We start from the raw sequence: 25,138 nt of genomic DNA on the forward strand, positions 1-25,138 counted from the left end.
GTCCGTGACCGTCGGCCGCCTGCTCACGGAGTTGAGGACTCCCGGCCGTTCGGTCAGCATTCGATGACGTTGACGGCGAGGCCACCGCGAGAGGTCTCCTTGTACTTGTCCTTCATGTCCGCGCCGGTCTCCTTCATGGTCTTGATGACCTTGTCGAGAGAGACGTGATGACGGCCATCGCCGCGCAGCGCCATCCGGGCAGCGGTGACCGCCTTGACCGCGCCCATGCCGTTGCGCTCGATGCACGGGATCTGCACCAGCCCGCCGACCGGATCACAGGTCAGGCCCAGGTTGTGCTCCATGCCGATCTCGGCGGCGTTCTCCACCTGCTCCGGCGTGCCGCCCAGCACCTCGGCCAGACCGGCCGCCGCCATCGCGCACGCCGACCCCACCTCGCCCTGACACCCCACCTCGGCGCCGGAGATGCTGGCGTTCTCCTTGAACAGCCACCCGATCGCGCCCGCCGTGAGCAGGAACCGGACCACCCCGTCGTCGTCGGCGCCGGGCACGAAGTCCTGGTAGTAGCGCAGCACGGCCGGAATGATCCCGGCCGCGCCGTTCGTCGGCGCGGTGACGACCCGGCCGCCGGCGGCGTTCTGTTCGTTCACCGCCATCGCGTAGACGGTCAGCCACTCCATCGCGTGCGCGAGCGGATCACCGGCGGCACGCAGCTGACGGGCCGTGGCAGCGGCCCGCCGGCGCACCTTCAGCCCGCCCGGCAGCAGGCCCTCGGCGGCCAGGCCGTCGTCGATGCAGTCACGCATCACCCGCCAGATGTTCAGCAGCCCGGCACGGACCTCGGCCTCCGGCCGCCGCACGGCCTCGTTGGCGAGCATCAGGCGGGCGATCGGCAGGCCGGTGGCCGCGGTCAGCGACAACAGTTCGGCGCCTGACGAGAAGGGGTGTGCGACGGGGGCCGGATCCGGTCGTACCCCCACATCGCCGTCGGGCACGACGAAGCCGCCGCCGACCGAGAAATAGGATTTACGGAGCAGTTCGGCGCCATCGGCGGCGAACGCGGTGAAGGTCATGCCGTTGGGATGTCCGGGCAGGGTGCGCCGCCGGTGCAGCACCACCTCGACCCCGGCGGGGTGGCCGCCGGGCAGGGTGAGCCGGCCGGCGTCGTTGATCCGGGCGGCCCGCTCGTCGGCGGTGGCGGTGTCGACGGTCTCCGGCTGCGCACCCTCCAGCCCGAGCAGCACCGCCTTGGGAGTGCCGTGGCCGTGGCCGGTCGCGCCGAGCGAGCCGAACAACTCGGCCCGGACGGAGGCGACCCGCGCGCCGGCGAGGGCGGCGCTGAACAACCGGGCGGCGCGCATCGGGCCGACCGTGTGCGAGCTGGACGGGCCGATACCGATGGAGAACAGGTCGAAGACGGAGACGGCCATGGTCTACCGCCGGTAGAACGGGAGGGCGACGATGTCGGCTTCCTCGCGTCTGCCGCGGATGTCGACGGCGACGCCGGTACCCACCTCGCTGTGCTGCTTCGCGACGTAGGCCATGGCGATCGGGTGGCCCAGCGTCGGCGACGGCGCTCCGCTGGTGATCTCACCGATCCGCTCGCCGGTTGCCGGGTCCAGCACCGCGTGTCCGGCGCGCGGCGATCGCCGGCTCTTCGCCACGATCCCCACCAGCACCTTCTCCGGCCGCGCGGCGCGCAGGGCGGCGGCGCCCACGAAGTCGCGCTTGTCCAGGGCCACGACCCGGCCCAGCCCCGCGTCGAACGGGGTGGTGTGCACGGTGAGCTCGTGGCCGTACAGGGGCATGCCCGCCTCCAGCCGGAGCGTGTCGCGGCAGGCCAGGCCGGCGGGCAGCGCGCCGGCCGCGATCGCCCACTCCCAGACCGTCTCCGCGTCGGTGTTCGCGCAGTAGATCTCGAAGCCGTCCTCACCCGTGTAGCCGGTACGGGCCAGCAGCACGTCACAGCCGGCCAGCCGCTCCGGCTTGATGGCGTAGTAGCGCAGGTCGGGATGCTCACCGACGATCTTGACCGCGTGCGGGCCCTGCACCGCGATCAGCGCCCGGTTCGCGTCATCGATCGAGACCGCGTAGCCGCCGGAGTGCTCACCGAGCATCGCCCGCACGATCGGCGTGTTCGCGGCGTTCGCCACCACCAGGAACCTCTGCTCGGCGAGACGGTAGACGACCAGGTCGTCGAGGACGCCGCCGGTGCTGTGGCAGAGCATCGTGTATTTCGCCCGGCCCACGGCCACCGCGGAGAGCCGGCCCACCAGCGCGTGGTCGAGGAACGCGGCCGCCTCGCCGCCGGTCACCTCCAGCTGGCCCATGTGACCGAGATCGAACAGGCCGGCGGACCGGCGGACGGCGTGGTGCTCGCCGATGTCGCTGCCGTACCGCAGCGGCATCGACCACCCGGCGAACCCGGTCATGGTGGCGCCGAGGCGCTCATGGACGTCGTGCAGGGCGGTGTTTCGCACAGGGAGGCTCCTTCGTCGTCGGGCCTCCCCCGCTCTGTCATCGATGCCTGAGAGGTTCACCGCCGGGGCGGCTTGCACCTTGGGCGCAGGACGCGTGGTCCTGACTTTCCAGAGTCGCCTCACCGATCGCGGTACGGGGGCCTGAGAGATTCTGAGGGAGAAGTTGCTCCTTCGGCGTCCTCGCCGCGGGCGGCGAGGACTCTCCCGCGGCGGCTGTCGCGGCGAAAATGTTCACTTGTGGCTGGGACCCTACCTGGTCGGGGTCCGCATTCCCACCTTCTCCGACGGTCTCCTGCCGGCGGCTCTCCAGGCCTTCTCGAGGTCACCGGGATCACCGCCCAGCGGGGCGGCCTGTGCACCGTTCACCTCACCGAGTCCGAGACCCAGCCGATGGTCGCCTGACCGGGCAGCCCGCGCGGGGGAGAAGCGGACCGGTCAGGCGAAGGACTCCTGGCCGACGACCCGCAGCAGGTCCAGGTGTCCCGCGGTCGGGGTGCCGGGCGGGGCGGTGAGCAGCACGAGCCGCTGGTCCTCCGCCGGCGTGAGCAGCGTCTCGCAGTCGAGTTCGAGCAGCCCCACGGTCGGGTGCTGCACCCGCAGCCGGCTGTGCCGGCGCACCGCCACCTCGTGCCGGTCCCACAGTGTCGCGAACTCCGCGCTCCCCGACCGCAGCCGCTCGACCAGCCGGGACGCCACCGGATCCGGGCCCCGCCGCGCGACCGCCGCCCGCAGGTCCGCCACATGCAGCCGGCTGCAGTAATCGTGCTCCTCGAGCGGATAGGCGGCCCGGATCCGTGGATCGTTGAACCAGCGCCACACGATGTTGTGGTCCTGCTCGTGGTCGTGCCGCACCGTCGGGCAGACGTCGCCGAACAGCGTCTCGGCCAGCGCGTTCTGCGCCAGCAGATCCCCGAGGTCGCTGATCACCTGCGCCGGGACCCCGGTCAGCTGATCGAGGAGGTAGAGCAACCCGGGCCGCACGTGACCGCCCGCCGGCCGCCCGGCCGGCGGGCGGTGCCCGGCCAGCAGGTACAGATGGTCGCGTTCGTCGTCGCTGAGCCGCAGCGCCTGCCCCAGGGCGCGCAGGATCTGTGTGGACGGCTGCGGGCTGCGCGCCTGTTCCAGGCGCATCAGGTAATCCGCGGACATCCCGGCGAGCAGCGCCACCTCCTCACGGCGCAACCCGGGGGTCCGCCGCCGCGGTCCCGCCGTGAGCCCGACGTCCTTGGGCCGCAGTCGTTCCCGGCACCGGCGCACGAAGTCGGCGAGTTCCCGTCGATCCATGACCGCCATGGTCGCGCACTCGCCGGAGCAGAGCCAAGGACCGCCGATCCTAGGCAGGCCGGTCCGCTCCACAACCGCGTCCGCCCGCCGCAGTCTGGACGCCGAACGATCCACGAGAAAGGTGGCGACCATGAAGGCGATCGTCTTCGAACGGTTCGGCGGTCCCGAGGTGCTGCGGCACACCGAGGTGGAGGCGCCGGCTCCCGGGCCCGATCAGATCCGGCTGCGGGTGGTGGCGGCCGGCGTCAACCCGCTCGACTACAAGATCCGCAACGGCTGGCTGGAGCGAGTGTTCCCGACCACGTTTCCCGCGATCCCCGGCCTGGAGGCCGCCGGAGTCGTCGACGCGGTCGGCGCGAACGTCACCGCCCTGGCCCCCGGCGACGAGGTGTTCGGGTTCACCGACACCGGCGCCTACGCCGAGTTTGCGCTGGCCACCGTCGTCGCTCGCAAGCCCGCCGCGCTGAGCTGGGAGGAGGCGGCCTCACTCCCGGTGGCCGGCGAGACCGCCCAGCGTGTCCTGGACCTGCTCGGGGTCAAGGACGGCGAGACCGTCCTGGTGCACGCCGCGGCGGGGGCGGTCGGCGGCGTCGCCGTCCAGCTCGCGACCGCCCGCGGCGCGACCGTCATCGGTACGGCGTCACCCGCCAACCACGACTACCTGCGGTCCCTGGGCGTCGTCCCGGTCGCGTACGGTGAAGGCCTCGCCGACCGGGTCCGGGCGGCAGCCCCGCAGGGCGTCGACGCGGTCTTCGACGCCGCCGGGCAGGGCGCGCTGCCGCCGTCCGTCGAGCTGCTCGGCGGCGCCACCGACCGCATCATCACGATCGCCGACGCGGTGGCCGCCCAGGAGCTGGGCATCCACTTCTCCGCCAACGGCGACCGCACCCCGGACGGGCTGGCCGAACACGCGCGCCTGGCCACGGCCGGCATGCTGCGCCTCGAGGTGGCCCAGACGTTCCCCTTGGCCGACGCCGCGCACGCCCACTCCCGGAGCGCCTCCGGCCACACCCGCGGCAAACTCCTCCTACGTCCCTGACGGCAGGGCGGGAACACGAGGAATCAGCCGTGAGTGGACATCACCTGTCTGAGTTCGCCGCTTCATGAGGCGGGCGAAGTCCGCAGCATGTCGATGTAGACGTTCTGATACTCGTCCAGGACGGGCGCGATGTCGACGGCGTGAGCCGCGTAGGTGTCGAACAATCGTCGATAGGTGTCGACGTCCTTGCGGCTGCGAGAGATGAGCCCGGTGTTGTAGAGATCGACGACGACGAGCCGGTCGTCCAGCAACTCGAACCCGTGCAACGGCGGGATGACCGGCGCGTCGTCGCGGAGCAGGGCGATGCTCACATTGGCATGACGAGCGAGGACGTCACGAAGGTGGCTGATCTGGGTCAGCATCTCCACCAAGGGATACTTCCGGGGCCTGAGCACGGACTCGCCGACGACGAACCGGAAAGATTTACTTCGGTCCGCGAGAGCTACCTGTCGTTTGACCCGTGCTGACACCGCGGCCAGCAACTCCTGTTCCGTGAGGTCGTCGGTGGTGGGATCGATGAGACCCCGGAATTCCCGGAAGACGCTTTTCGCGTATCCGCTCGTCTGCAGTAGTCCGGGCACCAAGGCGGGCTCGAAGACCCGCAAGATTGTCGCGGTGGATTCCCAATGGGTCAGCGACCGCTGCTGACCGGCGAAACCGGTCACGGGAGGCCGCCAGTCGGTCATGCGGTCCTGCATTTGTTCCGCGCGTTCGGACAGTTGCAGCGCCAACTCCGCGCCCGCGCCGAGCGCCCGGGCGATGATGCCGATGTCTTTCGGATCAGGCCGGCCCAGTCCGCGTTCGATACGTGAGATCTTGGGCTGGCTCATACCCACCCGCTCGGCGAGTTCCGCTCCGGTGAGTCCGCTGGCGTGCCGCATCCGCGCCAGAGTCGCGCCGACCGCTTCCTCTTCGTCGTCGGGAGGGCCGGGTGTGTGTGCCACGTCGGCCCCCTTCGACGTCTCTGCGGGGTCAGGCTGGGGAGAGGTTCTGGACCGCCTCGGCGAGTAGCTCGATAGGAACCTCCACCAGGGTCTCACCGTCACCAACGGTCACGCCGGCGCGTTCTGCCGGAACGGTGAAGCCTTGCACCAGCACGGTGCCCGAACCAGTCACGTACACCGTGGGGCAGACGCCCGACGTGCACTGGTTTGCTACTACGCGTAGTGGCGTCAACCGCGACCGCTCGGCTTGCTCCTCAGATTGATTCATGGGGGGAGCATATTCACGCCTTCCCGCTTGTAAAGTCGAAACGCCGGATTGCAGGCCTCCGCCAGCTACCTGGCAGCTTGCATCTTACCTAACTGCGACCTAGCCGCCAGTCATCGATATGAGATCCTTTCTCGCCAAGTGAATAGACGTCGCAATTCACCGGCCGTGAATAGACACTGTGGGTAGTCTTCCCGATGCCCTTTGGTGGTGGCTTCCATGATCGAAAAAGACCTGGGTGAGAGACCGGGAACGCCGGTCCCTCCCTCCTCGCGCCATCGGATGGCGATCCTGCTAGCGCTGGTTGCCGCCGGCGTCATCAGCGTCGTCGCCGGATTGCTGTCCCACGCGGCCGGCAACAACATTCCCGACGCCATTCTCACCGGCGGCGCCGCGTTCGCCGGGGCTGTCGGACTGTCCCTGACGATCGCCCACTATGTCGGCGTGAAGTGAGGCCGGTGCCTCTCAGGGCCGGAAGTCGCGGATGACGTGGTCGCCGTCGCGGGCGGTTTCGGTGAAGCCGGCCTTGGCGGCGACCGCGGCGGAAGCGCCGTTGGCGGGCTTGTGCCGGATCGTGATCCGGTCGATACCCGGCAGGGTCACCGCGACGCGGGTCAGCGCCTTCACCGCGGCCGTCATGTGGCCCCGGCCCGCGTAGGGCGTACGCGTCCAGTAGCCGATCTCCAGGATGCCCGGTCCCATCCGTGTCATCAGGCCGATCGCTCCGATGAGTTCGCCGACGGTGGTGAACACGGCGTAGTTGAACTCGGTGCCCCGCGCCCAGTTCTCCACCGATTGTTCGGCGTACGCACGGGCCTCGGCCGGCCCGTAGTCGTCGGTGGCCCACGGCATCCACGGCTGCAACTCGGCCAGCGACTCGTGGACGGCGGCGCTGAGTTCCCCGGCCCACTCCGGTTCCCAGCGCTTCAGCACGAGCTCGCCGGCATTGATCATCTCGGGCGGTTCCATGATCACCATTCTGCAGGAGGAGGACGGACCGTCTATATCGCAGGTTAGGGATGCGGATCCGGCTGCGGCCAGATCCGCGGGTGGCCGTCGACGAGCAGACTTCAGGGCATGCTGATGTCGCCGCCCCCCGGCAGTCCTTACCACCGTCTCGCCCGCACCCCCGTTCACCGCTGGTGGCGCCCCGTCCTCGGCACGCTGTTCCTCGTCGTGGCGGCCCTCGTCATGATGATCGGCCTGGTGGGTGTGAGCAGCGGGGCCGCCTGGATGGCGGGCCGCCCCGACGGCCCGGACGGTATTCCCACCTTCGGCGCGCTGACCGACACGGCGCTCGGTTTCGTGGCGATCGCCCTGGTGCTGCCGCTGATCCTGGTGGCGGTCATCTGGATTCAGCGGCGCCCGGTCGGAACGATCTCCTCGGTCACCGGCGCGCTGCGGTGGCGCTGGCTGCTGATCTGTCTGCCGGTCGCGCTGGTGGCGATCCTGCTGTTCCTCAGCGGCGGACTGCTGCTGTCCGAGGCGACCGGGGTGGACGCGGGTCTCGGCGATCCGCTGGCAGGCTGGGGCCCGTTCCTGACATCGGCCGCGGTGCTGGTCCTGGTGGTGCCGTTCCAGGCCGCCGCCGAGGAGTACCTGTGCCGGGGCTGGCTGTTGCAGGGTCTCGGTGTCTGGTTCCGCGGTCCGTGGCTGCCGATCGTGGCGCAGGCGGCGGTGTTCGCGGCGCTGCACGGCTGGGGGACCCCGTTCGGGTTCGCCGACCTGCTGTTGTTCGGTGTGGTCGCGGGCTGGGTGACGGTGCGCACCGGCGGGCTGGAGGCGGCGATCGCGCTGCACGTGGTGAACAACCTGGTGACGATGGTGGTGGCCGCGGCCTACGGTCAGTTGACCGTGGAGGAGACGGCCGCGGACATGCCCTGGCAGCTCGCCGTGGCGGACGCCCCCGTACTGATCGGTTTCGGTCTGGTGATCGTGTGGTTGGCGCGCCGCCGCGCCCTTCCGTCCGCCACGCCGATCGCCTCCTACGACCTCGTGGCCGGCGCACGATGAGACACCCGATTTGGGCGTCCGGTCGGGACGATCATCGTCTAAAAGGGGTAATAACCGTAGAGTCGGGAATTCCCTGACGTTATAAAGATCAAATAGGGCAAATACTGAGAAGAACGTCACTATCTGGGGCTCTGAGCTTGGTCCTCGGCCCATCGACGTGGTTACCGTCGGGCCGTCCCGCCAAAGCGGGCACCGAGGGTGGACCGCCGAGTCCTGCCGCCGCTCTCGGACACGAATCCATGGCAGGAGCGGGGGACCCAATTTTTCGGCGCGCCGGACGGCGCGCCTCGGGGTGAAGCCGTGCATGAAACGGCCGGGCCACTCTGCCCGAACCCGACAGCTCACCTCGTAGGCGTGGAGGATCATCCATGTCTCGGATCGGTAGACGAACGCGCCTTGCCCTCTGTCTGGTGACCGCCGGTGTGACCGGAGCCGGCGTTCTGCTCGGCCCCGCGAGCCCGGCGCAGGCCGCCAAGCAGGTCAACTGGGATGTGGTCGCCAAGTGTGAATCCGGCGGCCGCTGGCACATCAACACCGGTAACGGGTACCACGGCGGCCTGCAGTTCAGCCGCAGCACGTGGAAGGCGAACGGCGGCGGGAAGTACGCCCCCACCGCGGACAAGGCCAGCAAGGCCGAGCAGATCGCGATCGCCAACAAGCTCTACAGCAAGCGCGGCCTGAGCCCCTGGCCGACTTGCGGAAAGAAGGCCGGCGTCTACAAGGCGACGACGGCGAAGAAGGCGGCCAAGAAGGCGACGGCTAAGAAGTCGGCGGTGGCCAAGAAGGCGAGCGGTAAGACCTACGTGGTCCGCCCCGGCGACACGCTCGCTTCGATCGCCAAGAAACACCACGTCAAGGGCGGTTGGCGTACGCTCTTCGCGCTCAACAAGAAGACGGTGAAGAGCCCCAGCATGATCTTCACGGGGCAGCGGATCCGGCTCTGACCCGTACCCCTCTGCTGTGGAACGGAGGGACCGCGTCCGGACGCGGTCCCTCCATTCCGGTCACGCTGAGGTGGTCTCCGCCGCTGCGGCCCGGTCCGCGGCGGCGGGCTGCCGGAGCACCGACAGCGCCACCAGGAACCCGGCGACCAGCAACCCGCCCGAGGTCATGAACGCCAGCCGGTACCCGCCGGTCAGCGCCTCGGCTTCCGCCAGCCCCGCCGCGAGCGACTCCCCGGTGCGGGACGCCGCCAAGGTGGAGAGCACCGCCACCCCGATCGCCATCCCGACCTGCTGTGTCGTGTTGAACAGCCCGGAGGCGAGCCCGGCGTCACTCTCCTTCGCGCCCGACATGGCGAGTGTGGCCAACGCCGGCAGCACCAGCCCGCCACCGGAGATCAGCAACATCACCGGCAGGAGGTCGATGACGTAGCCGGCCCGCACCGGGATCCGGCTGAGCAGCCCCATCGCCGCGATCAGCATCGCCAGCCCGGCGAGCAGCACGGTCCGGGCGCCGAACCGGGCGCTGAGCCGCGCCGACACGAACAGCGAGACCGCGCCGATGCCCACCGCCGCCGGAAGCATCGCCAGCCCGGTCTCGAGTGCGCCGTACCCCAGCACCTTCTGCATGTAGAGCGCGACCAGCACCTGGAAGGCGAACATCCCCGACAGCGCCAGCATCTGCGCCAGGTTGGCGCCGGCCACGGTGCGCGACCGCAGGATCCGCAGCGGCATCAGCGGAGCGGCGGCGGTCGCCTGCCGCGTCACGAATCCCGCGAGCAGGGCCAGCGACACCGCGCCCAGGCCGAGAGTGTGCGCCGCCGTCCACCCGTGCTCCTCGACTTTGACGACCGTGTAGATGCCCAGCATCAGCCCCGAGGTGACCAGAGCGGCCCCGATGACGTCCGCGCCGGCGGACAGCCCCGCCCCGCGATCGCGGGGGAGTGCCCGGAGTGCCAGCGCGACCGTGGCGATCCCGATCGGCACGTTGATGAAGAAGATCCAGGGCCAGCTCAGGGCGTCGGTGAGCACCCCGCCGAGCACCTGCCCGATGGACGCTCCGGCGGCCCCGGTGAAGCTGAAGATCGCGATCGCCCGGCCACGCTCGCCCGGGTCGGTGAAGAGCGTCACCAGGATGCCCAGCACCACGGCGGACGCCATCGCGCTGCCGATCCCCTGGAGGAACCGGGCGGCGATCAGGGTGCCCGGGCCGGTGGCCAACCCGGCGAGCAGGGACGCGCCGGTGAAGACGACGGTCCCGGCGAGGAACATGGCGCGGCGGCCGACGAGGTCGCCGAGCCGCCCGGCGAGCAGCAGCAGGCCACCGAACGGGATCAGATAGGCGTTCACCATCCAGCTCAGCCCGGCCGGCGAGAAGCCGACGTCCTGCTGGATCGCCGGCATCGCCACAGTGACGATGCTGCCGTCCAGGATGGTCATCAGCCCGGCAGCCGACAGTACGCCGAGCGCGGTCCAGCGTGAGTACAGCATGGTTCCTCCCCATCGAAGCCGATAGGAAGGACCCTAGCAGATAGTCCCGTTGCAGACGTTCTTTGTTCGACCTACTTTGCTCGCTCGCGGGGCCGCCGCGCCGGCTGCGCGCCCTCCAAGGGCTTCGCCAGGTGCCCCGTGGCGAGCCGGTTCAGGGCTCTCACCAGCACCTCACGCTCGTCGGCGGGCATCGCCGCCAGCGCGTCCCGGTGCACGCCGTCGACGATCGCCTGACTGCGTCTCGCCACCTCGGCGCCCTCCGCGGTCACCGCGATGATCCGCGCCCGGCGGTCCGTGCTGGACGGGCGCCGCTGTGCGTAGCCCGCCTTCTCCAGGGCGTCGACCGTGACCACCATGGTCGTCTTGTCCATGTCACCCAGTTCGGCGAGCTGAATCTGCGTCCGCTCCTCCTCCAGCGCGTGCACCAGGACGCAGTGCATCCGCGCCGTCAGGCCGATCTCGGCCAGCGCCGCCGCCATTCGCGTGCGCAGCACGTGGCTGGTGTGATCCAGCAGGAACGACAGGTCCGTCTCGGTTCGGGTGGGCGCCATCGCAGTCATGGGTCCAGCGTAGCTTTCGTTTCACTCCGGATAATCCGCTACTTTCCGACCGCTGCGGCGGTCGCCTCGATCACGACGTAGGGCGGCTCCACCGGAGTGCTCGCGGTGCGGCGCAGGCCGGCCCGGGTCAGCAGGTCGTCGAATTCGGCCAGGGTGCGTTCGCGGCTGCCGGTGCAGGCGAGCATGGAGATGTCCATCAGCGGCGCGATGCCCGGGGCGTGATCGTCGATGACGATCTCGGTGATCACGATGCGGCCGCCCGGGCGCAGGGCGTCGCGGCAGTTCGACAGGATGCGCACGCCGTCGTCGTCGGACCAGTCGTGCAGGATGAATTTCAGAAGCATGATGTCGCCCTGCGGAACCTCCTTGAAGAAGTCGCCGGCCACCGCGGTGAAGCGGTCGTCGAGGCCGCGCTCCACGGCAGCCGCCCGCGCGCCGGGCAGCGCGTGCGGCAGATCGAGCACGATCGCCTCGATGCCGGGATGTTTCGCCAGCATGGCCAGGGCGAAGGAGCCGTGCGCGCCGCCGACGTCGACCACCGTGGTGGCGTCACCGATGTCGATCACCTCGACCGCGTCCCGGATGACCGGCGCGGACATGCTGGTCATCGCGGCGCCGAAGAGCGCGCCCTCATCGGGGTGCGCGGCCAGGTAGTCGAAGAACGGCATGCCGAGAGCCTGCGTGCTCTGCGCCTCGCCGCTGCGGACCGCCTCGGGGATGCGCGCCCACGTCAGCCACAGGCACGCGCTGGACTGGGACGCGGCCAGGTCCCGCAGCGACATCGGCGCGTCGCGGTGCAGCACGGCCAGCAGCTCGGTGCCGGTGAATCCCTTCTCCGCGTACGCGACCAGCCCCATCGAGGCGCAGGCACGCAGAAAGCGTGCCGTCGCCTCCGGGTCCGCGCCCTCGGCCTCGGCGATCTCGGAAGCCGTCCGTGGCCCGTTCGCCAGGTGCTCGGCCAGCGACAGATCGACGGCCGCGCGAACGGCCTGGGCCAGCCACGGCCCCACGATGAACCCCATGACCGTCTCATATGGACTCGCTGTCATACCCGGCAACCTAGCGCCGTGGGGCCCGCCGGTCAGCCCGGCGTCAGACCGTGCGAAATCCGTAAGGCGGCACTCTCGTTCGACCCGCCGGCGGCGGGTGCCGTCCTCGCGTACCCCGGAAGTCCGCGAAGCGCCGTGGCGCGGTGAGTGAAAAGACGGCGCCCGCCAAAGGGTTGTTCTCGTTTCCGAAAGATTAAATACTATCGATGGGAGCGCTCCCAGCGTCCCGTTCCTCATCCTGCCCGTTCCCCTTGGAGTTCGAGTGATCGCCAAACGCAAACGCCGGGCCGTAGCCGCCGCCCTCGGGCTGGCGCTCGCGGTGACCGGCGGGACCGCCGCGGCCGTGAGCGCCCGTCCAGCTTGCTGGGCCGCACCGGGACGAAGATGATGACGTTGGCCTTGCGGGCCGCCAGGAGAACACGGGAGGGGGCGGAGACGAAGTACGCCTCGTCTCCGATTCCCGACACCAAAACGTACGGGTAGTCCGAGTGCTGCTCTTCCTCGTCGATCTCATGGGTCGCCGCGGTGACGGCGCTCTGCTCCGAGTCCGGTTCATAACGCCTGGCGGTCAGTCCGATCGTTTCGAATGGCCCCACTTTGTCGAGGACGACCTTCCGCACCCACATGCATCCAGCGTGCTCCCAGGAGCCGTAGCCGAAATCCTGGTCCTTGCTCAGCTGGCGGGTATTCTCCGGCCAGTAGCGCTCCAGGTCCCGGGGCCTCCAGTGCCGGGCAGGCCGAGACGTTGCGGGAGGTGATCGCCGTCCGTGGCCACACCGCTCCCACGACCACCGTTCGCACGCCGGTGGCCAGGACGATCACGACGAGGACCAGCCCGACGGCCGGCCCGCGCCATCGCGACCTCGTCGGCTCGACGGTGGCGTCGTGCTCGATCGTCCGCTGCCGCAGCTCGGCCACTTCCCGTCCCGGCGCCCCCGTGGATCAGCTGGGTCGGTCAAGGCTAAGCCTTGGGGGAAGGCGCCATCACAGCCCAGCAAGGCCAGCGACGCATGACGCCCGAGCGGCGCGCAGAGTGCGAGCGCCAAGCAGAGCCCCCTTCGGAGCGTACCTGAAGAGGACGATCCGAACGAGATCGAACTGACGCGGACAAAGTTGAATGGCAAGAATCTCGCGTCGAACGTCCGTGATTGACATGGGCATAGTTCGATGGCAAAGGACAGCTGTCACCGACAAAACCAGTCGAAAGCAGTGCGTTCCGCGGCTTCATGGATTTGAGCGGAGATGCAGGCCCAGCCGGCGCAGTCAGCGCAACGCATTGAGGATCATGTCGGTCAGCGTGGCGATGTCCGCCTCGGCCATTGGCTCGCCGGTCATGCCCATCCGATGGAGCAGTGTTCCGGTGACGACATCGATGAGGAGCAGGACTCGATCGTCCGGCTCGCCCAGCGCGTCCCGGAGTGCCAGCCGGTATGGCTCCTGGAACCGTGTAGCCAGGATTCCACGCAGGGCCGGATCGTTGATGGCGTCGCTGAACACGCCGGCGAAGGCCGCGCCTGCCCCGGGTTCACTGATCTTGTCCGCGATCCAGCGGATGGCCGACGATATGACGTCGTTCCGGTTAGAGCCGCTTAGCGGCACCGGGCCGAACGCGTCAAGAAGACAGTCGGTGATCAGCGCACCCTTCGACGGCCATCGCCGGTAGAGCGTCGTTTTCGCGACCCCCGCCGCCGCCGCGATCCGATCCATCGTTGCGCCCGTATAGCCCAACTCGTGAATTGTGCGCAATGTAGCCGCGAAGACAGTCACATTCACGTCCGAGCGGGGACGCCCGGCGGTGGTTGGGGTGGAGGCCTGCACCTGAACAAGCTATCGTACCCATTACGCTACCAGTAGTAGCGTAATCATCCCGGGAGGACCCCATGAAAGCCCAAGCCTCGCTGCGCGCCCGCATCATGCTCACGGACACCCTCGACTGGGAAGCGCTCACGGCCGACCAGGTGGTCACCGCGCGGGAGAGGGCCAATCGCATACGATCGTCTCGCGCCGCACGGATCGTCACAGGCCTGCCCGACGGGCGTGCCGACCTGGAGGAATACCCGATCGACCTCCCGGGGCGCCGCCTGAAGCTGCGGGTGCACCGCCCCAAGATCGCCAGCTCGAATCTGCCGTTGATCCTGTCGTTCCACGGCGGAAGCTTCATCGTGGGCACCGCTGCACAGAATGACTGGCTCAACAGCCACCTCGCGGCTCGCTGCCCGGCCGTGGTGGTGTCGGTCGAGTACCGCCTTGCTCCGGAGCACTCGTTGCTCGATTCGGTGGCGGACGGCTACGACACGCTCCTGCGACTTGTCGGCGACCCTTTCGGCTGGGGCATCGATCCCGCGGCCGTGGCGGTCCTCGGTGAGAGCGCGGGCGGCACGCTCGCCACACTCGTCGCGCTGCGCGCCCGCAAGGAGGGCCCGCCGCTTCGCGCCCAGGTACTGACCTGTCCGTGCACGGACTGGAGCGAGACCATGACCGACCATCCTTCGGTCGCCAGGAACGCCGGCAACCCCGGGCTTTCCTTGTCCCAGTTACGCGCAGGACGCAGGCTGAGCATGCCACCCCACCTCCACCCGGAAACCGTGTCCCCGCTGAAGTTCTCTAGCTTGACGGATCTGCCGCCCACACTGGTCGTCGCGGGCGCCCTGGATCCCCTGGAAGATCATGGACGGCGATATGTCGAACGGCTCCGCATGGACGGCGCCGATGCGCATCTGACCTGCTACCCCAGAGCCATCCACGCGTTCCTCAGTCTGCCCGGCCTGATCCCGGCCGCCCGCCCCGCACGCCGTGAGATCCTTACCTTCATGCGCCGCCACCTGGGTTCCGAAACGCGCTCGGCACTGCCGGCAGAGCATTGAGCGCCAGCTCGTCCACCAGCGGGGAGCCCTTCTCCCCGAGCCAAGCAATCTGCGCGTCGGGATCCAGGGCAAGCACGGCGACACTACGCATGAAGGCGGCGACGAATTTGGGCCGGGCTGTTCCACGAGGTCAGCCTATGGCTCGCCGCAGGGCTGACGGGGCGTCCTCATTTGCCGTGATCCGCCTGGTCTGTCACTGACTTTAGGTAGATCGCCCAAGTACACCAACATGTGCTCGGCGCCGCCACGCCGATAGGAACGAGTTGATCGCCTGGGTGTTGACCCCGGCGGTGGTGTCGATCTCGAAGTCGTACGGGCCGAAGGTATGGATACCGTTGAGCTCGACGTGCGCGCGTCCCTCGCCGGTACGACGGTCACCCCGGATGCGTTCGCGGCGATCCAGTTCGTCGGAAGCGCAGTGCACCCCGACCAGGAACACGTCCAGGTCTGCCAGCAGGACGGCCAGATCGGTTCGCCAGCTACGGAACTCGATAACGTGCTCAACGATCAGGTCATTGCCCGTCACCGCGAAAGCGGGCAGACACCGATGGAAGCCGGCGAAGAAGCGGGGACGTACCTGATGCCACCAGTCGAACGGGCCGCCGTCGTCGCTCCGGGGCGGGAGCATGCGGTGACCGGGCAGAAGGTCACCCTCACCGTCCGCGACGAGCCGGCCCTGGCTTAGCAGCCGACACGTCGTTACCGAGGCCTACCACAAGAAGCCAGCCGGGGCTCCGCCCCGCCCTCGTCGCTGCCGCCGACGGGAGTGTCCCTGCCGTACGAGAGAAACTCCAGCTCGGAGACGTCAAGTGTCAGGTCCGCCGCGGCGGCCGAATCCCGGATGCTCTCCGGGCGACTCGCTCCCGGAATGGGCACCACCACCGGCGACAAGGCCAGCAGCCAGGCGAGGCCGACCCGCTGCGGGCTCACTCCACGCGCCCCTGCCACGGCGGCGAACCGGGGGTGCGCCTCGTCCAGCGGTGAGTGGCCGTCCAAGGAACTCCGAGACAGCCCGCCGAGCGGGCTCCACGGCAGGAACGCGAGCCCGAGCCGGGTGCATAGGGCCAGTACCGGAGCATGCTCACGGGCCGCGGGAGAGAACCGGTTCTGCACCGAGACGAGGTCCGCGCCCAGGATTTCGCGCGCCTCTTCCACCTGCGCGCACGTCACGTTCGACAGGCCCACCGCCTCGACCTTTCCGGCGTCGAGCAGGGTACGCAGCGCGCCGACCGAGTCGACCCACGGCACCGCCGGGTCCGGTTTGTGCAATTGGTAGAGGCCGATACGGTCGGTGCCGAGCCGGCGCAGGGATGCCTCACAGGCGCGGATCAGATGGTCGGGTCGCCCGTTTACGGTCCACGAGCCGTCGCCCGGCCGGCCCCGCCCGCCCTTGGTGGCGACCAGCACGCCGGTCACGCCGGTCAGTGCTTTCGCGACCAGCTGTTCGTTGTGCCCGGCCTCGCCGGCGTGCCAGTGGTAGGAGTCAGCGGTGTCGATCAGGGTCACTCCGGCGTCGACGGCGGCCCGCACCGTCGCCATGGCGCGTGCCTCGTCGGGCCGTCCCTCGATCGACAGCGGCATCGCGCCCAGCCCTACCGCGCTCACCCACCGGCGGCCCACCTGTCGCAGCCGCATCAGCTCACCTCGTCGATCACGTCGGGCAGCCACTGTCGTACCGCGCTGAACGTGAACCCGTGCCGCACGGCCCGGGTGGTATCCATCGGCCGGGACGCCGGGAAGGAGAACGGCGAGGCTGTCTCGTCGTCCGCGACGGTGTGGAAACGCGGCTCCCGGCCGACGCGGGCACCGATCGCCTCGCACAGAGTCAGCACGTCATAGGCTCCGTCGGAGGCCGCGTTGAGCGGGCCGGTCACCGTGGCGCCGGCGGCCCAGGCCAGTACCTCGGCCGCCTCCACGTCACGGATGAAGGAGGCCGGCGTGGGTTGCCGGTGTACGGCCACCGGCTCGGCACCGCGGATGCGTGACACATAGTGCGCCAGGCGGCCGGTGAAGTCGGCCGGGCCGCCGCCGAGGACGTGGGCGAGACGTACCGGCACGTAGTCGAAGTCGGGATCCCGGCTGAACACCGCCTCGGCCTGACGTTTGCCTTCCCCGTAGTCCCCGGCGGTGGCATCCGGTTCGACCGGTCGGGCGGACGGCTCGGCCAGGGTCTCCACGAGTGCGGGCTCGGCACCCTGGAGCGGGAAGTAGACCTCGACGGTCGAGGTCATCACGTACCGGCCGACCCGCCCGGAGACGACCCGGCGGCTGATCTCGGCCTGCCGTGGTGTGTAGCAGACCTGGTCGAGCACCACGTCGAACTCCCGCCCGGCGAGCGCGGCCCGCATGGCCGCCTCGTCGTCGCGGTCGGCGACCAGGTGACCGATCCCGGCCGGGGGAGTGTGCGACCCCCGATTCAGGACGGTGACCTGGTCCCCGGCCGTGTGCAGCAACTGAACGAGCCGGCGTCCGAAGTACCGGCTTCCCCCGATGATCAGAACTTCCACGACCCGAGCATGCCGCCGTGGGCCCTGTAGCAGAAGTAATGATCTACTGGTGACGGTTTAAGGAGGGCTTAACGCTCATGATTGACACCGGCCGGTTGCGGATCCTGCATCAGGTCTCCCTGGAGGGGAGTTTCAGCCGGGCCGCGGCCACTCTGCGCCTCACCCCCTCGGCCGTCTCACAACAGATCGCCGCCCTGGAGCGCAGCATCGGCACGGTGGTGGTGACCCGTACCGCGCGGGGAGTGACCCTGACCCAGGCCGGCCGGCTGCTGGTCGAAGCCGCCGAGGTGGTCGCCGCCGAGCTGACCGCCACCCGGCAGCGCATCGACCGGCTCACCCACGGGCGCACGCCGTTGCGGATCGCCACGTTCGGCAGCGGTGGACGGGCGTTGCTCCCGGCCGCGCTGACCCGATTGGTCGCCGTGCACCCGGAGCTGGAGCTCACCGTGCTGGAACGTGAACCGGAACACAGCCTGCCGCTGGTCCGCGACGGTTCGGTCGACGTGGCGCTGACCTACACCCTCGGCGAGCCGCAGCCACTGACCTCGGCGGATCAGCGGCGGCTGATCTGGGCTCCGCTGGAGGAGGACCCGATGTACGCGGTCCTGCCACGCACGCACCCGCTGTCCGGCCGGAATCGGCTGGACCTGTCCGAACTCGTCGATGAGCGCTGGGTGCTGGGTTGTCTCAAGACCGAGGACCACCTGCGACGGTACGCCGCACGCGTCGGTATGGAACTGGACGTGGCCGCCGCCACCACCGACTACTTCTTCGCCCAGGCCCTGGTACGGGCCGGGGTCGGGGTGTCGCTGATTCCACGGGTCGCCTTGGACGAGTCGGCGGACCTGGCGGTCGTGGAGCTGGGCCCGCACCGTCTGGTCCGGCATGTCGCGGCGGTCACCACCCGTCGTGCCGCCGCCGCACCGCATCTCGTCCTGCTCTTGAGGTTGCTGACCGAGCGTGGTCCCGGACGAGCCCGGTGAGGCGGCGTCGGAGATCGCCACGCGCGCCGTCGGCCGGACACGGCAACTCCGGAGCCGTGGGGTCCACTGTCGAACCGAACCCTTCATTCCGCTTAGGGCGACTACGGCGGGTGCCGGCCGATGAGCATGTTGCCGGTAGCAACGGACTGTGCCCGCGAATATTCGCGACAGAAGGCGGCTCACAGCGTGGGCGGGGTGTCCATGGTCGTGATGGCGCAGGTCGTGTGCTCGAACACGTACAGCACGCGCCCGCGGCAGAAGCGTCGTGCATGCCAGACTTCGCGGCCGTCGGGTCGGGTGAGACGGCGAAGCTCGCCGCCGCTCGCGGACGCACCCGTTCCGAGCATGACCGGGGTGAGCACGTCGAAGTCCGGTGGGTATCCACCGACGAGCAGCGCGTTGACGCCGTTGACCAGCAGACCGTGAACTCCGGAGACCGGAGACGTCCCATGGTCGGTCGTGATACCCGCACGGACTGACACCAGGTGAAAGATGCCCATGTCCGTGCCGAGGAAGCACACGACGGCGTCTTCGCCGTCCACATTGAGTGCGTAGCAGTCGTAGATCAGCGGCAGTTCTCCGGTGCGCGGATACCGCCACGTGGCTTCGAGCTGGTCGTCGTAGCAGACGAGCATGTGCTGGGACAGCTCGCCTGGCCCGAACAGGGCCTCGTCGAAGTATCCGACCCAGATCCGGCCCGCCGGCGTCGTCAGCACATGCTGGATCGCGTCGCCGAGGCGGCCGCTACGCTCCAACACGCCGCTGGCGGTCCAGATCTGCGCGTTCGGCCAGCGGCCCCGCATCCGGCTGTTGACCAGCAGGATCCGCCCGCCGGGCAACGGCTGCACATGCGTCGGCCGGACCGCGGCTTCGAGCACGGTCTGCCGTGCACCGCTATCGGTGGCAACGAGCCGGCGGCCGTATCGGCGCCGCTCGCCGTACGCGCTCCAGACTGCCAAGAGATCACCGTCAGGCCCGACGCCGACCGCGTCCGGATCAGGTGACCAATCACCAGGGGCCGTGGCACGCAGCACGCCTGCCTGCTGCAGCGGCAGGACAGGTAGTCGTAGTAGTGCAAGCCGCCGCGCGAGTGCAGCGCCGTCCTGCTCCGCCTGTGCCGCCGTCACGGCACCCACACCTGCCGCCGGCGCCATCGACGCTTTCACCGCATGGGGCTGGAACAGCCCTTCCCGTATGCCATGACGGTCATTCTACCCAGCTCGATTCCCTGCGAGTTCGGGGCTGGACAGGTCGGCATCATCGACGCTATGCAGCTCCAGGTCAACCGTGAACGGTGGGATGTCAGCCGACGGCAGACTGCGACAGGTTCGTACCCGATTCCGGGTGTGCGGCCGGCCGGTTCTTTCTCCTCGTGCCGAATCGCAGCGAGACCGCCACGGCCGTCAGCGCGAGGCAGAGCCAGGCGAACCAGTCGCCGAGCTGGCTGTACAGCGTCGCGCCCCGATCCGGTCGAACTGTCACCGTCGCGGCGGTGACATCGGTCCCGCCGGTCGCGATGTCGGTGAGGATCCGACCCGAGGCGTCGGACGCGGTGAGCCGGCCGTGGCCCGCGGCGCGCGCCACGACCACGCCGTTCTCGATCCCGCGGACGACGGCGATCCGGCTGTGCAGCCAACCGTCGCGGTCGACGTCGAGCGCGGGTACGAGCAGGAGGTCCGCGCCGTGGCCGTGGTAGCTGCGCACGAGCTGAGGATGGTCCATGTCCTTGCAGATCGCGAGTCCCGCCGTGGTGGCGGGCAAGAGGGTCAACGTCGCTCCCGGGGTCATGTGGTCCTCCCAGCCGGAGACGAGGTGCTGCTTCTCGTACCGGACGACGGAGCCGGCGGCGTAGGCCAACGCCGCATTCCGTACGCTGGCGGTGTCCTTGACGGTGACACCGACCACGATGGTCATCTGGTTGTCAGCGGCGGCCCGGGTGAGCTGACGCTCCAGCTCGACCAGGTCGGCCGGCGACGCTTTCAGTACCTTCTCCGGCAGGACAGCGATCTGGGCGCCGGCCGCCGCCAGGGCTGGCAGTTCGCGCAGGTAGATGTCGAGCACCCGGCGAGCCTCGGGCGAGGCCACCGGCAAGGAATCTTCGGACTGCCGTACGTCGATCAGGCCGATCGTCAGCGGCTGCCCGGCGTCGGGGGTCCACAGGTGCCACGTGCCGTATCCGAGCGTGAGCGCCGCCAGGCTCACCGCCACCGCGGCCACGCGCAGCCGTGGGCCGCCCTGGCGGGCGGTTCCGGGCGCGAGCAGTGCGGCCATCAGGATCGGGGCGGCCATCAGCAGGAAGCTGATTCCCCAGATGCCGGTCACCGCCGTCAGCTGGACCACGGGCAGCACCTCAGCCTGCGTGTACGCGAGGCTGGCGAACGTGCCGCCCGGCGACACCAGCGACAAGAGGTACTCCGTGCCGGACCAGGCCGCCGGCGCGCACAACACCGCCGTGAGGATCCGTCCGCGTACGACGAGCGCCCGGAACAGCGTCACCACGCCGACGAAGACGAGGGCCTGGGTGACAAGGAACGCGGCCACGACGGTGGCCGGCATCTGGAGGTCACTGTGGAAGTACGTCCACATGTTGAGTGACCCGGCAAGCCACGCGACGAAGGCCGCGGACGCGGCGGTACGAGCGCGAACGTGGCTGGACATGGCCACCACCGGCAGCGGCGCGAGCCAGGTCAACCACGGTACGGGCGCCAGCCCGGTGCCGAGCCACAGCAGGACCGCCGATGCGATCACGCAGGCCAGCACCCAGCGGAGTGGGCCATTGCGGCGAGGGGCGTCCTCCGACAACGTCGAGGGCGCCGCTGTCTCAGACACGAAAGCCATTGAGCATCCTCTCCACCAGCCGGTGGCACAGCGATCGGAGATCATCTTCGGGCAGACCGATTCGTCCGCCGCGGTACATCTGGATCAGGCCGTGAAGCATGGCGGCGAACATCAACGCCAACTCCCATTCGTCGTCGTCCCGTAGTTCGCCGCGGGTGATGCCGCCGCGAAGGACATCGGCCGCGAGGCTGAGCGACGGTGAACCACCGTCGCGGAACTCGTCGGGCCATCGACGGGCCCCGTCGCGTGGCTCCGTGAAGACGAAGTCGTACAAACGCGGTTGACCGAAGGCAAAGTCGAGGTGGTCGTCCAACAGCTCCGCTATCCCCTGCTCCAATTCGCCGGAGCGCGGACGCTGTGCCCAGCGGCGCCCGATCTCGGCGAAGCATTCGTCCGCTACGTGCTTCAACAGTGCGTCTCGGTTCTCGAAGTGCCGGTAGATCGACATGGGGGTCAGTCCGGCTGCCGCGGCCACCCGTCGCATGGACACCGCGCCCGCACCCTCAGTGACCAAGATGTGGCGCGCTATCGCCGCCAACCGCGTCGCCGTGTCGCTCATGTCTACACTGTAGACGGCCGATGTCTACGGTGTAGACCCGCCGGTTCTGATGACACACGTCGTGCTGGGCCTGACCGGCGAGCACCAGGCCCTCGACCGTGTCTACCGTGCCCCGCCATGGGGGCATCGAACTGCTTCCGGCGCGGCCGGCGGCGGGCGTTCCCGGGGTGGGCCGGCTGGGTGGGGCTGGCACCACCATCGGCCGGGAGTCTGTTCCATGGTGCCCGGGTGCGAATCGCGAAAGGCTGAACCACGTCGAACAAGGCGGGGGAGGAACAGTGCGAATCTCAGAGGGTCAAGTGATCAGCCGGCGCGCCATTCTCGGTGGAGCGGTCGCGGCGACAGCGGGGGCGTGGCTCACGTCGACCGAGGCGGCCTCGGCGACCGACCGGGGGGCCCTGGCCGTGGAGCGGGAGGCCGCCCGGCTGGACGGCGCGCTCATCGCGCTGCGACGCGACCTGCACGCCCATCCGGAGCTCTCCGGTCAGGAGCGGCGGACCGCCGGGGTGGTGGCGGCGCGCCTGCGGGCGGCGGGGCTGGACGTCACGACCGGTGTCGGCGGGCACGGTGTTGTCGGTGTCCTGACCGGAGCCCGTCCGGGCCGGACGGTGGCGTACCGGGCGGACATGGACGCGGTCGGCCCGGACGACGGGGCCGGCGGCGCCACCGGCCCGTCCCACCTGTGCGGTCACGACATCCACACCACGATCGGGGTGGGGATCGCCGAGGTGCTGACCCGGCTGCGGGAGCGGCTGTCCGGCCGGGTGGTGTTCCTGTTCCAGCCGGCCGAGGAGAGCCTGACCGGCGCCGCCGCGATGATCGCCGACGGCGTCCTCACGGCCACGCGGCCAAGCGAGATCCACGCGCTTCACTGCGGTCCGTTCCCGGTTGGCCGGTTCGCGACGATCGCCGGCATCGGCCTGCCCGGCCAGGACAAGGGACAGATCATCCTCACCGGCGCCGACGCCCCGGCGCGCGCTCAGCGGTTGGCCAAGAGCATCAACGGCATGAGTACGGTGAAGCGCCCGGCCGGTCCCGTCGACCTGGAGCTGTTGCTGGCCGACCTGCAGACCCCCGGTGGAACCCTGGCCCGCTTCGTCTTCGTGCAGGCCCAGGCCATCGGCGCGACCGTGCGGGTGTCGTCCCGGTGCTGGCCGGAGCCCCGCTACACGCAGGTGCGGGCCGAGATCCGGCGCCGCGCCCGGGCGGTGGGCCCGGCCACCGTGGACTTCCCGGCCGACCCGTTCCCGGCGATGCACGCGCCACGGCGTGAGGGCCAGCTCCTGCAGCGGCATCTGCGGCGCACGCTGGGCACCGAGCGGGTGGTGCCGCTGCACGCCGCGATCCCGTTCAGCGGGGAGGACTACGCGCACTTCCTGGACCGGATCCCCGGCACCTACACGTTCCTCGGCGTCCGGGCCCCGAACACCGGCATCGAGACCAGCTATCCCCACCTCGCCACCTTCCAGCCGGACGAGAGCGCCATCGGCCACGGCGTCCGGGCCATGTCCGGCTGGCTACTCACCCGCACCCTCGCCTGACAGATCACCCGGCTGGCTTCCCGGCGCTGTTGCCGACCACCGCTTCTGGGCCGGGGCCGTTCGTTTGTCGACCCAGCGGCCTGTCTGCTGTGGCCACCGGAGACGCACCTGGCCCGGGTACTGCCCGCCTCGCCGGCGAAGCGGGTGGTACCCGGGCCTGCACCCCCAGTCGCTCGGCGGTGTTATGTCGCAGGAACGGCGGAGGTGTGCTGCAAGGCGATCCTGGCGGCGCAGGCATGCCAGGCGCACCGCGTCGTGATGAAGCGCGTGCTCACCTCACGTGGCGGTGCAGGTGAGGGTCGTGCCGGTGGCGGCGCCGGTGCCCTGGAAGCCGAACTCGGTGGACTGTCCGACGGCGATCCGGCCGTTGTAGCCGACGTTGGCGAACTGCGCGGTTCCGCTCGTCCCGGTGCGCTCGGCGCTCCAGTGGTTGGTGACGGCGGCGCCGGTGGGCAGGCCCGCGGTGACCCGCCACCCGTTGATCGCCGAGGATCCGGCGGTGACCCGCACGGTCGCGACGAACCCGCCGCTCCAGGAGTTGAGCGACACGGTCGCGGAGCACGGGGACGGATCCGTGGGCGTGCTGGGGGAGGAGGAGGCGGACGGTGACACCGACGCCGACACCGGCGGGGAACTCGGGTTCCCGCCGGAGCGGCCCTGGTTGAGCTCGTCGAGCACGGCGCTGTAGGCGGCCTTCTTCTGGTAGTTGCCGCTGCCGCCGGTGAAGAGCAGGCCACGCTCGGAGGAGCGCCACGACTCGCTGTCGGCGATGCCCCACACGGTGATGCCGGTGCACCGGGCGACGTTCAGGCAGGCGCGTACGACCTTGCGGTAGTTGTTCGCCTGTCCCTGCCCGATGTCGTTGTTGCTGAGGTCGTCGTCGATGTCCAGCTCGGTGATGTGCACCTCGACGCCCAGGTCGGCGAAACGCTGGATGTTGGCCTGGAGGTCAGCGGTGATGACACTGTTCGGATTGTCGTTGAAATGCGCCTGGAAACCGACGCAGTCGATCAGACGCTCCGTGCCCTGCGTGTACGCCCGGACGATGTCGTACAGAGCCTGGGCCTTGTTGTTGCGGGCGCCGCCGCTGACCGTCAGGCCCTCGACGTCGTAGTCGTTGATGCAGAGTTTCGTGTTCAGATTGTTCTGCCGCACGACCTCTTTGGCCCGCCGGAAGGAATCGCGGATCACGTCGGTGTCACCGGCGTCGAAGTAGTCACCGTCCCCGTTGGCGTCCCGGCTCAGACTGTGCGGCCACTGGGTACGGCGCCTGCCGTTGTTGTTGTCGTCGAGCGCCTCGTTGACGACGTCCCAGTAGGCGATCCGGCTGCCCCATCTGGTGAGCGCGTTACCGATGAACGTGTTGAGCGTCGCCTGGCTCGCACCCTGCAACTGGCCCGCCTGCGAATGCCAGACCAGCGTGTGGCCCCGTACCAGCATGTTGTTGGTCTGGGCGTAGTTGACCAGAGTGTCGGCGTTCCCGGTGTTGCGCAGCCCTCCACTGGAGGTGGCGATCGTGTCCGGTTTCATGTCGTTCTCGGGGGTGAGCTGGCCGAACTCCTGGCTGACGATGGAGCTGAGCCGCCCCGGCGAGGCGGCGACACCGAAGAAGAGCCCGGCCTTCGCCGCCGCGGCGCGCAGAGTGGTCTCGGCAGCCAGGGCGGGAGCCTTGCCCACGGCCACCGCGCCGGCACCGGCCAGTACCGCGGCGGCCAGCGCCGCGATCACCGGCCGATACCTGGCGCGGCCAGAAGGGATGTTCACGAGGATCTCCTTCCCCGGCCGCGAAGGCCGGCACAGCGCGGTCCCTGGAGCCTGGTGC

General features: G+C 69.6%; 24 protein-coding genes and 2 riboswitches. Of the genes, 7 read left to right on the forward strand and 17 right to left on the reverse strand.

Annotated features, from left to right (window positions below):
- Nucleotides 1-53: 53 nt before the first annotated feature.
- The 3 genes from QLQ12_RS29580 to QLQ12_RS29590 all read right to left on the reverse strand — a co-directional run bounded on the left by QLQ12_RS29580 (nt 54) and on the right by QLQ12_RS29590 (nt 3,722).
- Nucleotides 54-1,388, reverse strand: a complete 1,335-nt coding sequence (locus QLQ12_RS29580) for an L-serine ammonia-lyase (RefSeq protein ID WP_282763856.1) — start codon at nt 1,386-1,388, stop codon at nt 54-56.
- A gap of 3 nt (nt 1,389-1,391) precedes the next feature.
- Nucleotides 1,392-2,438, reverse strand: coding sequence for a glycine cleavage system aminomethyltransferase GcvT (gene gcvT / locus QLQ12_RS29585; protein ID WP_282763857.1), 1,047 nt, complete (start codon nt 2,436-2,438; stop codon nt 1,392-1,394).
- A gap of 24 nt (nt 2,439-2,462) precedes the next feature.
- Nucleotides 2,463-2,560, reverse strand: a riboswitch (glycine riboswitch).
- Between the two features lie 313 nt (nt 2,561-2,873).
- On the reverse strand, nt 2,874-3,722 hold the full coding sequence (locus QLQ12_RS29590) for a helix-turn-helix transcriptional regulator (protein ID WP_282763858.1): 849 nt from the start codon (nt 3,720-3,722) through the stop codon (nt 2,874-2,876).
- Between the two features lie 130 nt (nt 3,723-3,852).
- Between QLQ12_RS29590 and QLQ12_RS29595 the strand changes: the two genes are divergently transcribed.
- On the forward strand, nt 3,853-4,761 hold the full coding sequence (locus tag QLQ12_RS29595) for an NADP-dependent oxidoreductase (protein WP_282763859.1): 909 nt from the start codon (nt 3,853-3,855) through the stop codon (nt 4,759-4,761).
- 62 nt (nt 4,762-4,823) lie between these two features.
- Here QLQ12_RS29595 and QLQ12_RS29600 read toward each other — a convergent pair whose 3' ends face one another.
- Together QLQ12_RS29600 and QLQ12_RS29605 are read right to left on the reverse strand one after the other, a co-directional pair.
- Nucleotides 4,824-5,705, reverse strand: a complete 882-nt coding sequence (locus QLQ12_RS29600; protein WP_282763860.1) for a helix-turn-helix domain-containing protein — start codon at nt 5,703-5,705, stop codon at nt 4,824-4,826.
- Nucleotides 5,706-5,733: 28 nt separating this feature from the next.
- Nucleotides 5,734-5,973, reverse strand: coding sequence for a hypothetical protein (locus QLQ12_RS29605; RefSeq protein WP_282763861.1), 240 nt, complete (start codon nt 5,971-5,973; stop codon nt 5,734-5,736).
- 216 nt (nt 5,974-6,189) lie between these two features.
- Here QLQ12_RS29605 and QLQ12_RS29610 point away from each other — a divergent pair, with 216 nt between their 5' ends.
- Complete coding sequence (locus QLQ12_RS29610; protein WP_282763863.1) at nt 6,190-6,423, forward strand: hypothetical protein; 234 nt, start codon at nt 6,190-6,192, stop codon at nt 6,421-6,423.
- Between the two features lie 12 nt (nt 6,424-6,435).
- On the opposite strand, the gene QLQ12_RS29615 is transcribed toward QLQ12_RS29610, so the two are convergent.
- Nucleotides 6,436-6,939, reverse strand: a complete 504-nt coding sequence (locus QLQ12_RS29615) for a GNAT family N-acetyltransferase (RefSeq protein WP_282763864.1) — start codon at nt 6,937-6,939, stop codon at nt 6,436-6,438.
- 108 nt (nt 6,940-7,047) lie between these two features.
- Here QLQ12_RS29615 and QLQ12_RS29620 point away from each other — a divergent pair, with 108 nt between their 5' ends.
- Together QLQ12_RS29620 and QLQ12_RS29625 are read left to right on the forward strand one after the other, a co-directional pair.
- Nucleotides 7,048-7,983 carry a CPBP family intramembrane glutamic endopeptidase gene (locus tag QLQ12_RS29620; RefSeq protein ID WP_282763865.1) on the forward strand — a complete coding sequence of 312 codons (936 nt, stop codon included), beginning with the start codon at nt 7,048-7,050 and terminating at the stop codon, nt 7,981-7,983.
- Between the two features lie 223 nt (nt 7,984-8,206).
- Nucleotides 8,207-8,348, forward strand: a riboswitch (cyclic di-AMP (ydaO/yuaA leader).
- Nucleotides 8,349-8,393: 45 nt separating this feature from the next.
- A complete protein-coding gene (locus tag QLQ12_RS29625) occupies nt 8,394-8,927 on the forward strand; it encodes a LysM peptidoglycan-binding domain-containing protein (RefSeq protein WP_282763866.1) in 534 nt (177 codons plus the stop codon).
- Between the two features lie 60 nt (nt 8,928-8,987).
- Here the strand turns inward: QLQ12_RS29625 and QLQ12_RS29630 are convergent, their stop codons facing one another.
- The 4 genes from QLQ12_RS29630 to QLQ12_RS29645 all read right to left on the reverse strand — a co-directional run bounded on the left by QLQ12_RS29630 (nt 8,988) and on the right by QLQ12_RS29645 (nt 13,842).
- A complete protein-coding gene (locus tag QLQ12_RS29630) occupies nt 8,988-10,415 on the reverse strand; it encodes an MFS transporter (RefSeq protein WP_282763867.1) in 1,428 nt (475 codons plus the stop codon).
- A 71-nt stretch (nt 10,416-10,486) separates the two neighbouring features.
- Nucleotides 10,487-10,975, reverse strand: coding sequence for a MarR family winged helix-turn-helix transcriptional regulator (locus tag QLQ12_RS29635; protein ID WP_282763868.1), 489 nt, complete (start codon nt 10,973-10,975; stop codon nt 10,487-10,489).
- A gap of 38 nt (nt 10,976-11,013) precedes the next feature.
- Nucleotides 11,014-11,997: a methyltransferase gene (locus QLQ12_RS29640; RefSeq protein ID WP_282763869.1), complete on the reverse strand. Its 984-nt coding sequence runs from the start codon at nt 11,995-11,997 to the stop codon at nt 11,014-11,016.
- 1,290 nt (nt 11,998-13,287) lie between these two features.
- Nucleotides 13,288-13,842: a TetR/AcrR family transcriptional regulator gene (locus QLQ12_RS29645; protein ID WP_282763870.1), complete on the reverse strand. Its 555-nt coding sequence runs from the start codon at nt 13,840-13,842 to the stop codon at nt 13,288-13,290.
- A 62-nt stretch (nt 13,843-13,904) separates the two neighbouring features.
- On the opposite strand from QLQ12_RS29645, the gene QLQ12_RS29650 reads away from it, so the two are divergent.
- The gene (locus tag QLQ12_RS29650; RefSeq protein ID WP_282763871.1) at nt 13,905-14,888 is read left to right on the forward strand and encodes an alpha/beta hydrolase; all 984 of its coding nucleotides are present in this window, start codon (nt 13,905-13,907) and stop codon (nt 14,886-14,888) included.
- A 202-nt stretch (nt 14,889-15,090) separates the two neighbouring features.
- Here the strand turns inward: QLQ12_RS29650 and QLQ12_RS47155 are convergent, their stop codons facing one another.
- From QLQ12_RS47155 to QLQ12_RS29665, 3 genes are all read right to left on the reverse strand, one after another.
- Nucleotides 15,091-15,516, reverse strand: coding sequence for a phosphotransferase-like protein (locus tag QLQ12_RS47155; RefSeq protein WP_407651619.1), 426 nt, complete (start codon nt 15,514-15,516; stop codon nt 15,091-15,093).
- Between the two features lie 71 nt (nt 15,517-15,587).
- The gene (locus tag QLQ12_RS29660) at nt 15,588-16,523 is read right to left on the reverse strand and encodes an aldo/keto reductase (RefSeq protein ID WP_282763873.1); all 936 of its coding nucleotides are present in this window, start codon (nt 16,521-16,523) and stop codon (nt 15,588-15,590) included.
- Nucleotides 16,523-17,395 carry an NAD-dependent epimerase/dehydratase family protein gene (locus QLQ12_RS29665; RefSeq protein ID WP_282763874.1) on the reverse strand — a complete coding sequence of 291 codons (873 nt, stop codon included), beginning with the start codon at nt 17,393-17,395 and terminating at the stop codon, nt 16,523-16,525. Before QLQ12_RS29665 ends, QLQ12_RS29660 begins: the two co-directional genes overlap by 1 nt.
- Before the next feature lie 77 nt (nt 17,396-17,472).
- On the opposite strand from QLQ12_RS29665, the gene QLQ12_RS29670 reads away from it, so the two are divergent.
- Nucleotides 17,473-18,378 (forward strand): LysR family transcriptional regulator, encoded by a 906-nt coding sequence (locus tag QLQ12_RS29670; protein ID WP_282763875.1) that lies wholly within the window; start codon nt 17,473-17,475, stop codon nt 18,376-18,378.
- Between the two features lie 179 nt (nt 18,379-18,557).
- On the opposite strand, the gene QLQ12_RS29675 is transcribed toward QLQ12_RS29670, so the two are convergent.
- From QLQ12_RS29675 to QLQ12_RS29685, 3 genes are all read right to left on the reverse strand, one after another.
- Nucleotides 18,558-19,505, reverse strand: a complete 948-nt coding sequence (locus tag QLQ12_RS29675) for a hypothetical protein (RefSeq protein WP_282763877.1) — start codon at nt 19,503-19,505, stop codon at nt 18,558-18,560.
- Between the two features lie 175 nt (nt 19,506-19,680).
- Nucleotides 19,681-21,216, reverse strand: coding sequence for a nitrilase-related carbon-nitrogen hydrolase (locus QLQ12_RS29680; protein WP_282763878.1), 1,536 nt, complete (start codon nt 21,214-21,216; stop codon nt 19,681-19,683).
- A complete protein-coding gene (locus QLQ12_RS29685; protein ID WP_282763879.1) occupies nt 21,200-21,775 on the reverse strand; it encodes a TetR/AcrR family transcriptional regulator in 576 nt (191 codons plus the stop codon). The genes QLQ12_RS29680 and QLQ12_RS29685 overlap by 17 nt, the downstream gene beginning before the upstream one ends.
- Nucleotides 21,776-22,053: 278 nt before the next feature.
- Between QLQ12_RS29685 and QLQ12_RS29690 the strand changes: the two genes are divergently transcribed.
- Nucleotides 22,054-23,316: a M20 metallopeptidase family protein gene (locus tag QLQ12_RS29690; protein WP_282763880.1), complete on the forward strand. Its 1,263-nt coding sequence runs from the start codon at nt 22,054-22,056 to the stop codon at nt 23,314-23,316.
- A gap of 276 nt (nt 23,317-23,592) precedes the next feature.
- On the opposite strand, the gene QLQ12_RS29695 is transcribed toward QLQ12_RS29690, so the two are convergent.
- Nucleotides 23,593-25,080, reverse strand: coding sequence for an endo-1,4-beta-xylanase (locus tag QLQ12_RS29695; RefSeq protein WP_282763881.1), 1,488 nt, complete (start codon nt 25,078-25,080; stop codon nt 23,593-23,595).
- Nucleotides 25,081-25,138 lie beyond the last annotated feature (58 nt).

Source organism: Actinoplanes sandaracinus, from assembly GCF_030009775.1.
Taxonomy (GTDB): Bacteria; Actinomycetota; Actinomycetes; order Mycobacteriales; family Micromonosporaceae; genus Actinoplanes; species Actinoplanes sandaracinus.

What these genes read in the sequence shown, in the direction of transcription:
- QLQ12_RS29580 (WP_282763856.1), bottom strand. Translation starts at nt 1,388, where the DNA reads ATGGCCGTCTCCGTCTTCGACCTGTTCTCCATCGGTATCGGCCCGTCC.
- QLQ12_RS29590 (WP_282763858.1), bottom strand. Translation starts at nt 3,722, where the DNA reads ATGGATCGACGGGAACTCGCCGACTTCGTGCGCCGGTGCCGGGAACGA.
- QLQ12_RS29595 (WP_282763859.1), top strand. Translation starts at nt 3,853, where the DNA reads ATGAAGGCGATCGTCTTCGAACGGTTCGGCGGTCCCGAGGTGCTGCGG.
- QLQ12_RS29605 (WP_282763861.1), bottom strand. Translation starts at nt 5,973, where the DNA reads ATGAATCAATCTGAGGAGCAAGCCGAGCGGTCGCGGTTGACGCCACTA.
- QLQ12_RS29610 (WP_282763863.1), top strand. Translation starts at nt 6,190, where the DNA reads ATGATCGAAAAAGACCTGGGTGAGAGACCGGGAACGCCGGTCCCTCCC.
- QLQ12_RS29615 (WP_282763864.1), bottom strand. Translation starts at nt 6,939, where the DNA reads ATGGAACCGCCCGAGATGATCAATGCCGGCGAGCTCGTGCTGAAGCGC.
- QLQ12_RS29620 (WP_282763865.1), top strand. Translation starts at nt 7,048, where the DNA reads ATGCTGATGTCGCCGCCCCCCGGCAGTCCTTACCACCGTCTCGCCCGC.
- QLQ12_RS29630 (WP_282763867.1), bottom strand. Translation starts at nt 10,415, where the DNA reads ATGCTGTACTCACGCTGGACCGCGCTCGGCGTACTGTCGGCTGCCGGG.
- QLQ12_RS29635 (WP_282763868.1), bottom strand. Translation starts at nt 10,975, where the DNA reads ATGACTGCGATGGCGCCCACCCGAACCGAGACGGACCTGTCGTTCCTG.
- QLQ12_RS29640 (WP_282763869.1), bottom strand. Translation starts at nt 11,997, where the DNA reads ATGGGGTTCATCGTGGGGCCGTGGCTGGCCCAGGCCGTTCGCGCGGCC.
- QLQ12_RS29650 (WP_282763871.1), top strand. Translation starts at nt 13,905, where the DNA reads ATGAAAGCCCAAGCCTCGCTGCGCGCCCGCATCATGCTCACGGACACC.
- QLQ12_RS47155 (WP_407651619.1), bottom strand. Translation starts at nt 15,516, where the DNA reads ATGCTCCCGCCCCGGAGCGACGACGGCGGCCCGTTCGACTGGTGGCAT.
- QLQ12_RS29660 (WP_282763873.1), bottom strand. Translation starts at nt 16,523, where the DNA reads ATGCGGCTGCGACAGGTGGGCCGCCGGTGGGTGAGCGCGGTAGGGCTG.
- QLQ12_RS29670 (WP_282763875.1), top strand. Translation starts at nt 17,473, where the DNA reads ATGATTGACACCGGCCGGTTGCGGATCCTGCATCAGGTCTCCCTGGAG.
- QLQ12_RS29680 (WP_282763878.1), bottom strand. Translation starts at nt 21,216, where the DNA reads ATGGCTTTCGTGTCTGAGACAGCGGCGCCCTCGACGTTGTCGGAGGAC.
- QLQ12_RS29685 (WP_282763879.1), bottom strand. Translation starts at nt 21,775, where the DNA reads ATGAGCGACACGGCGACGCGGTTGGCGGCGATAGCGCGCCACATCTTG.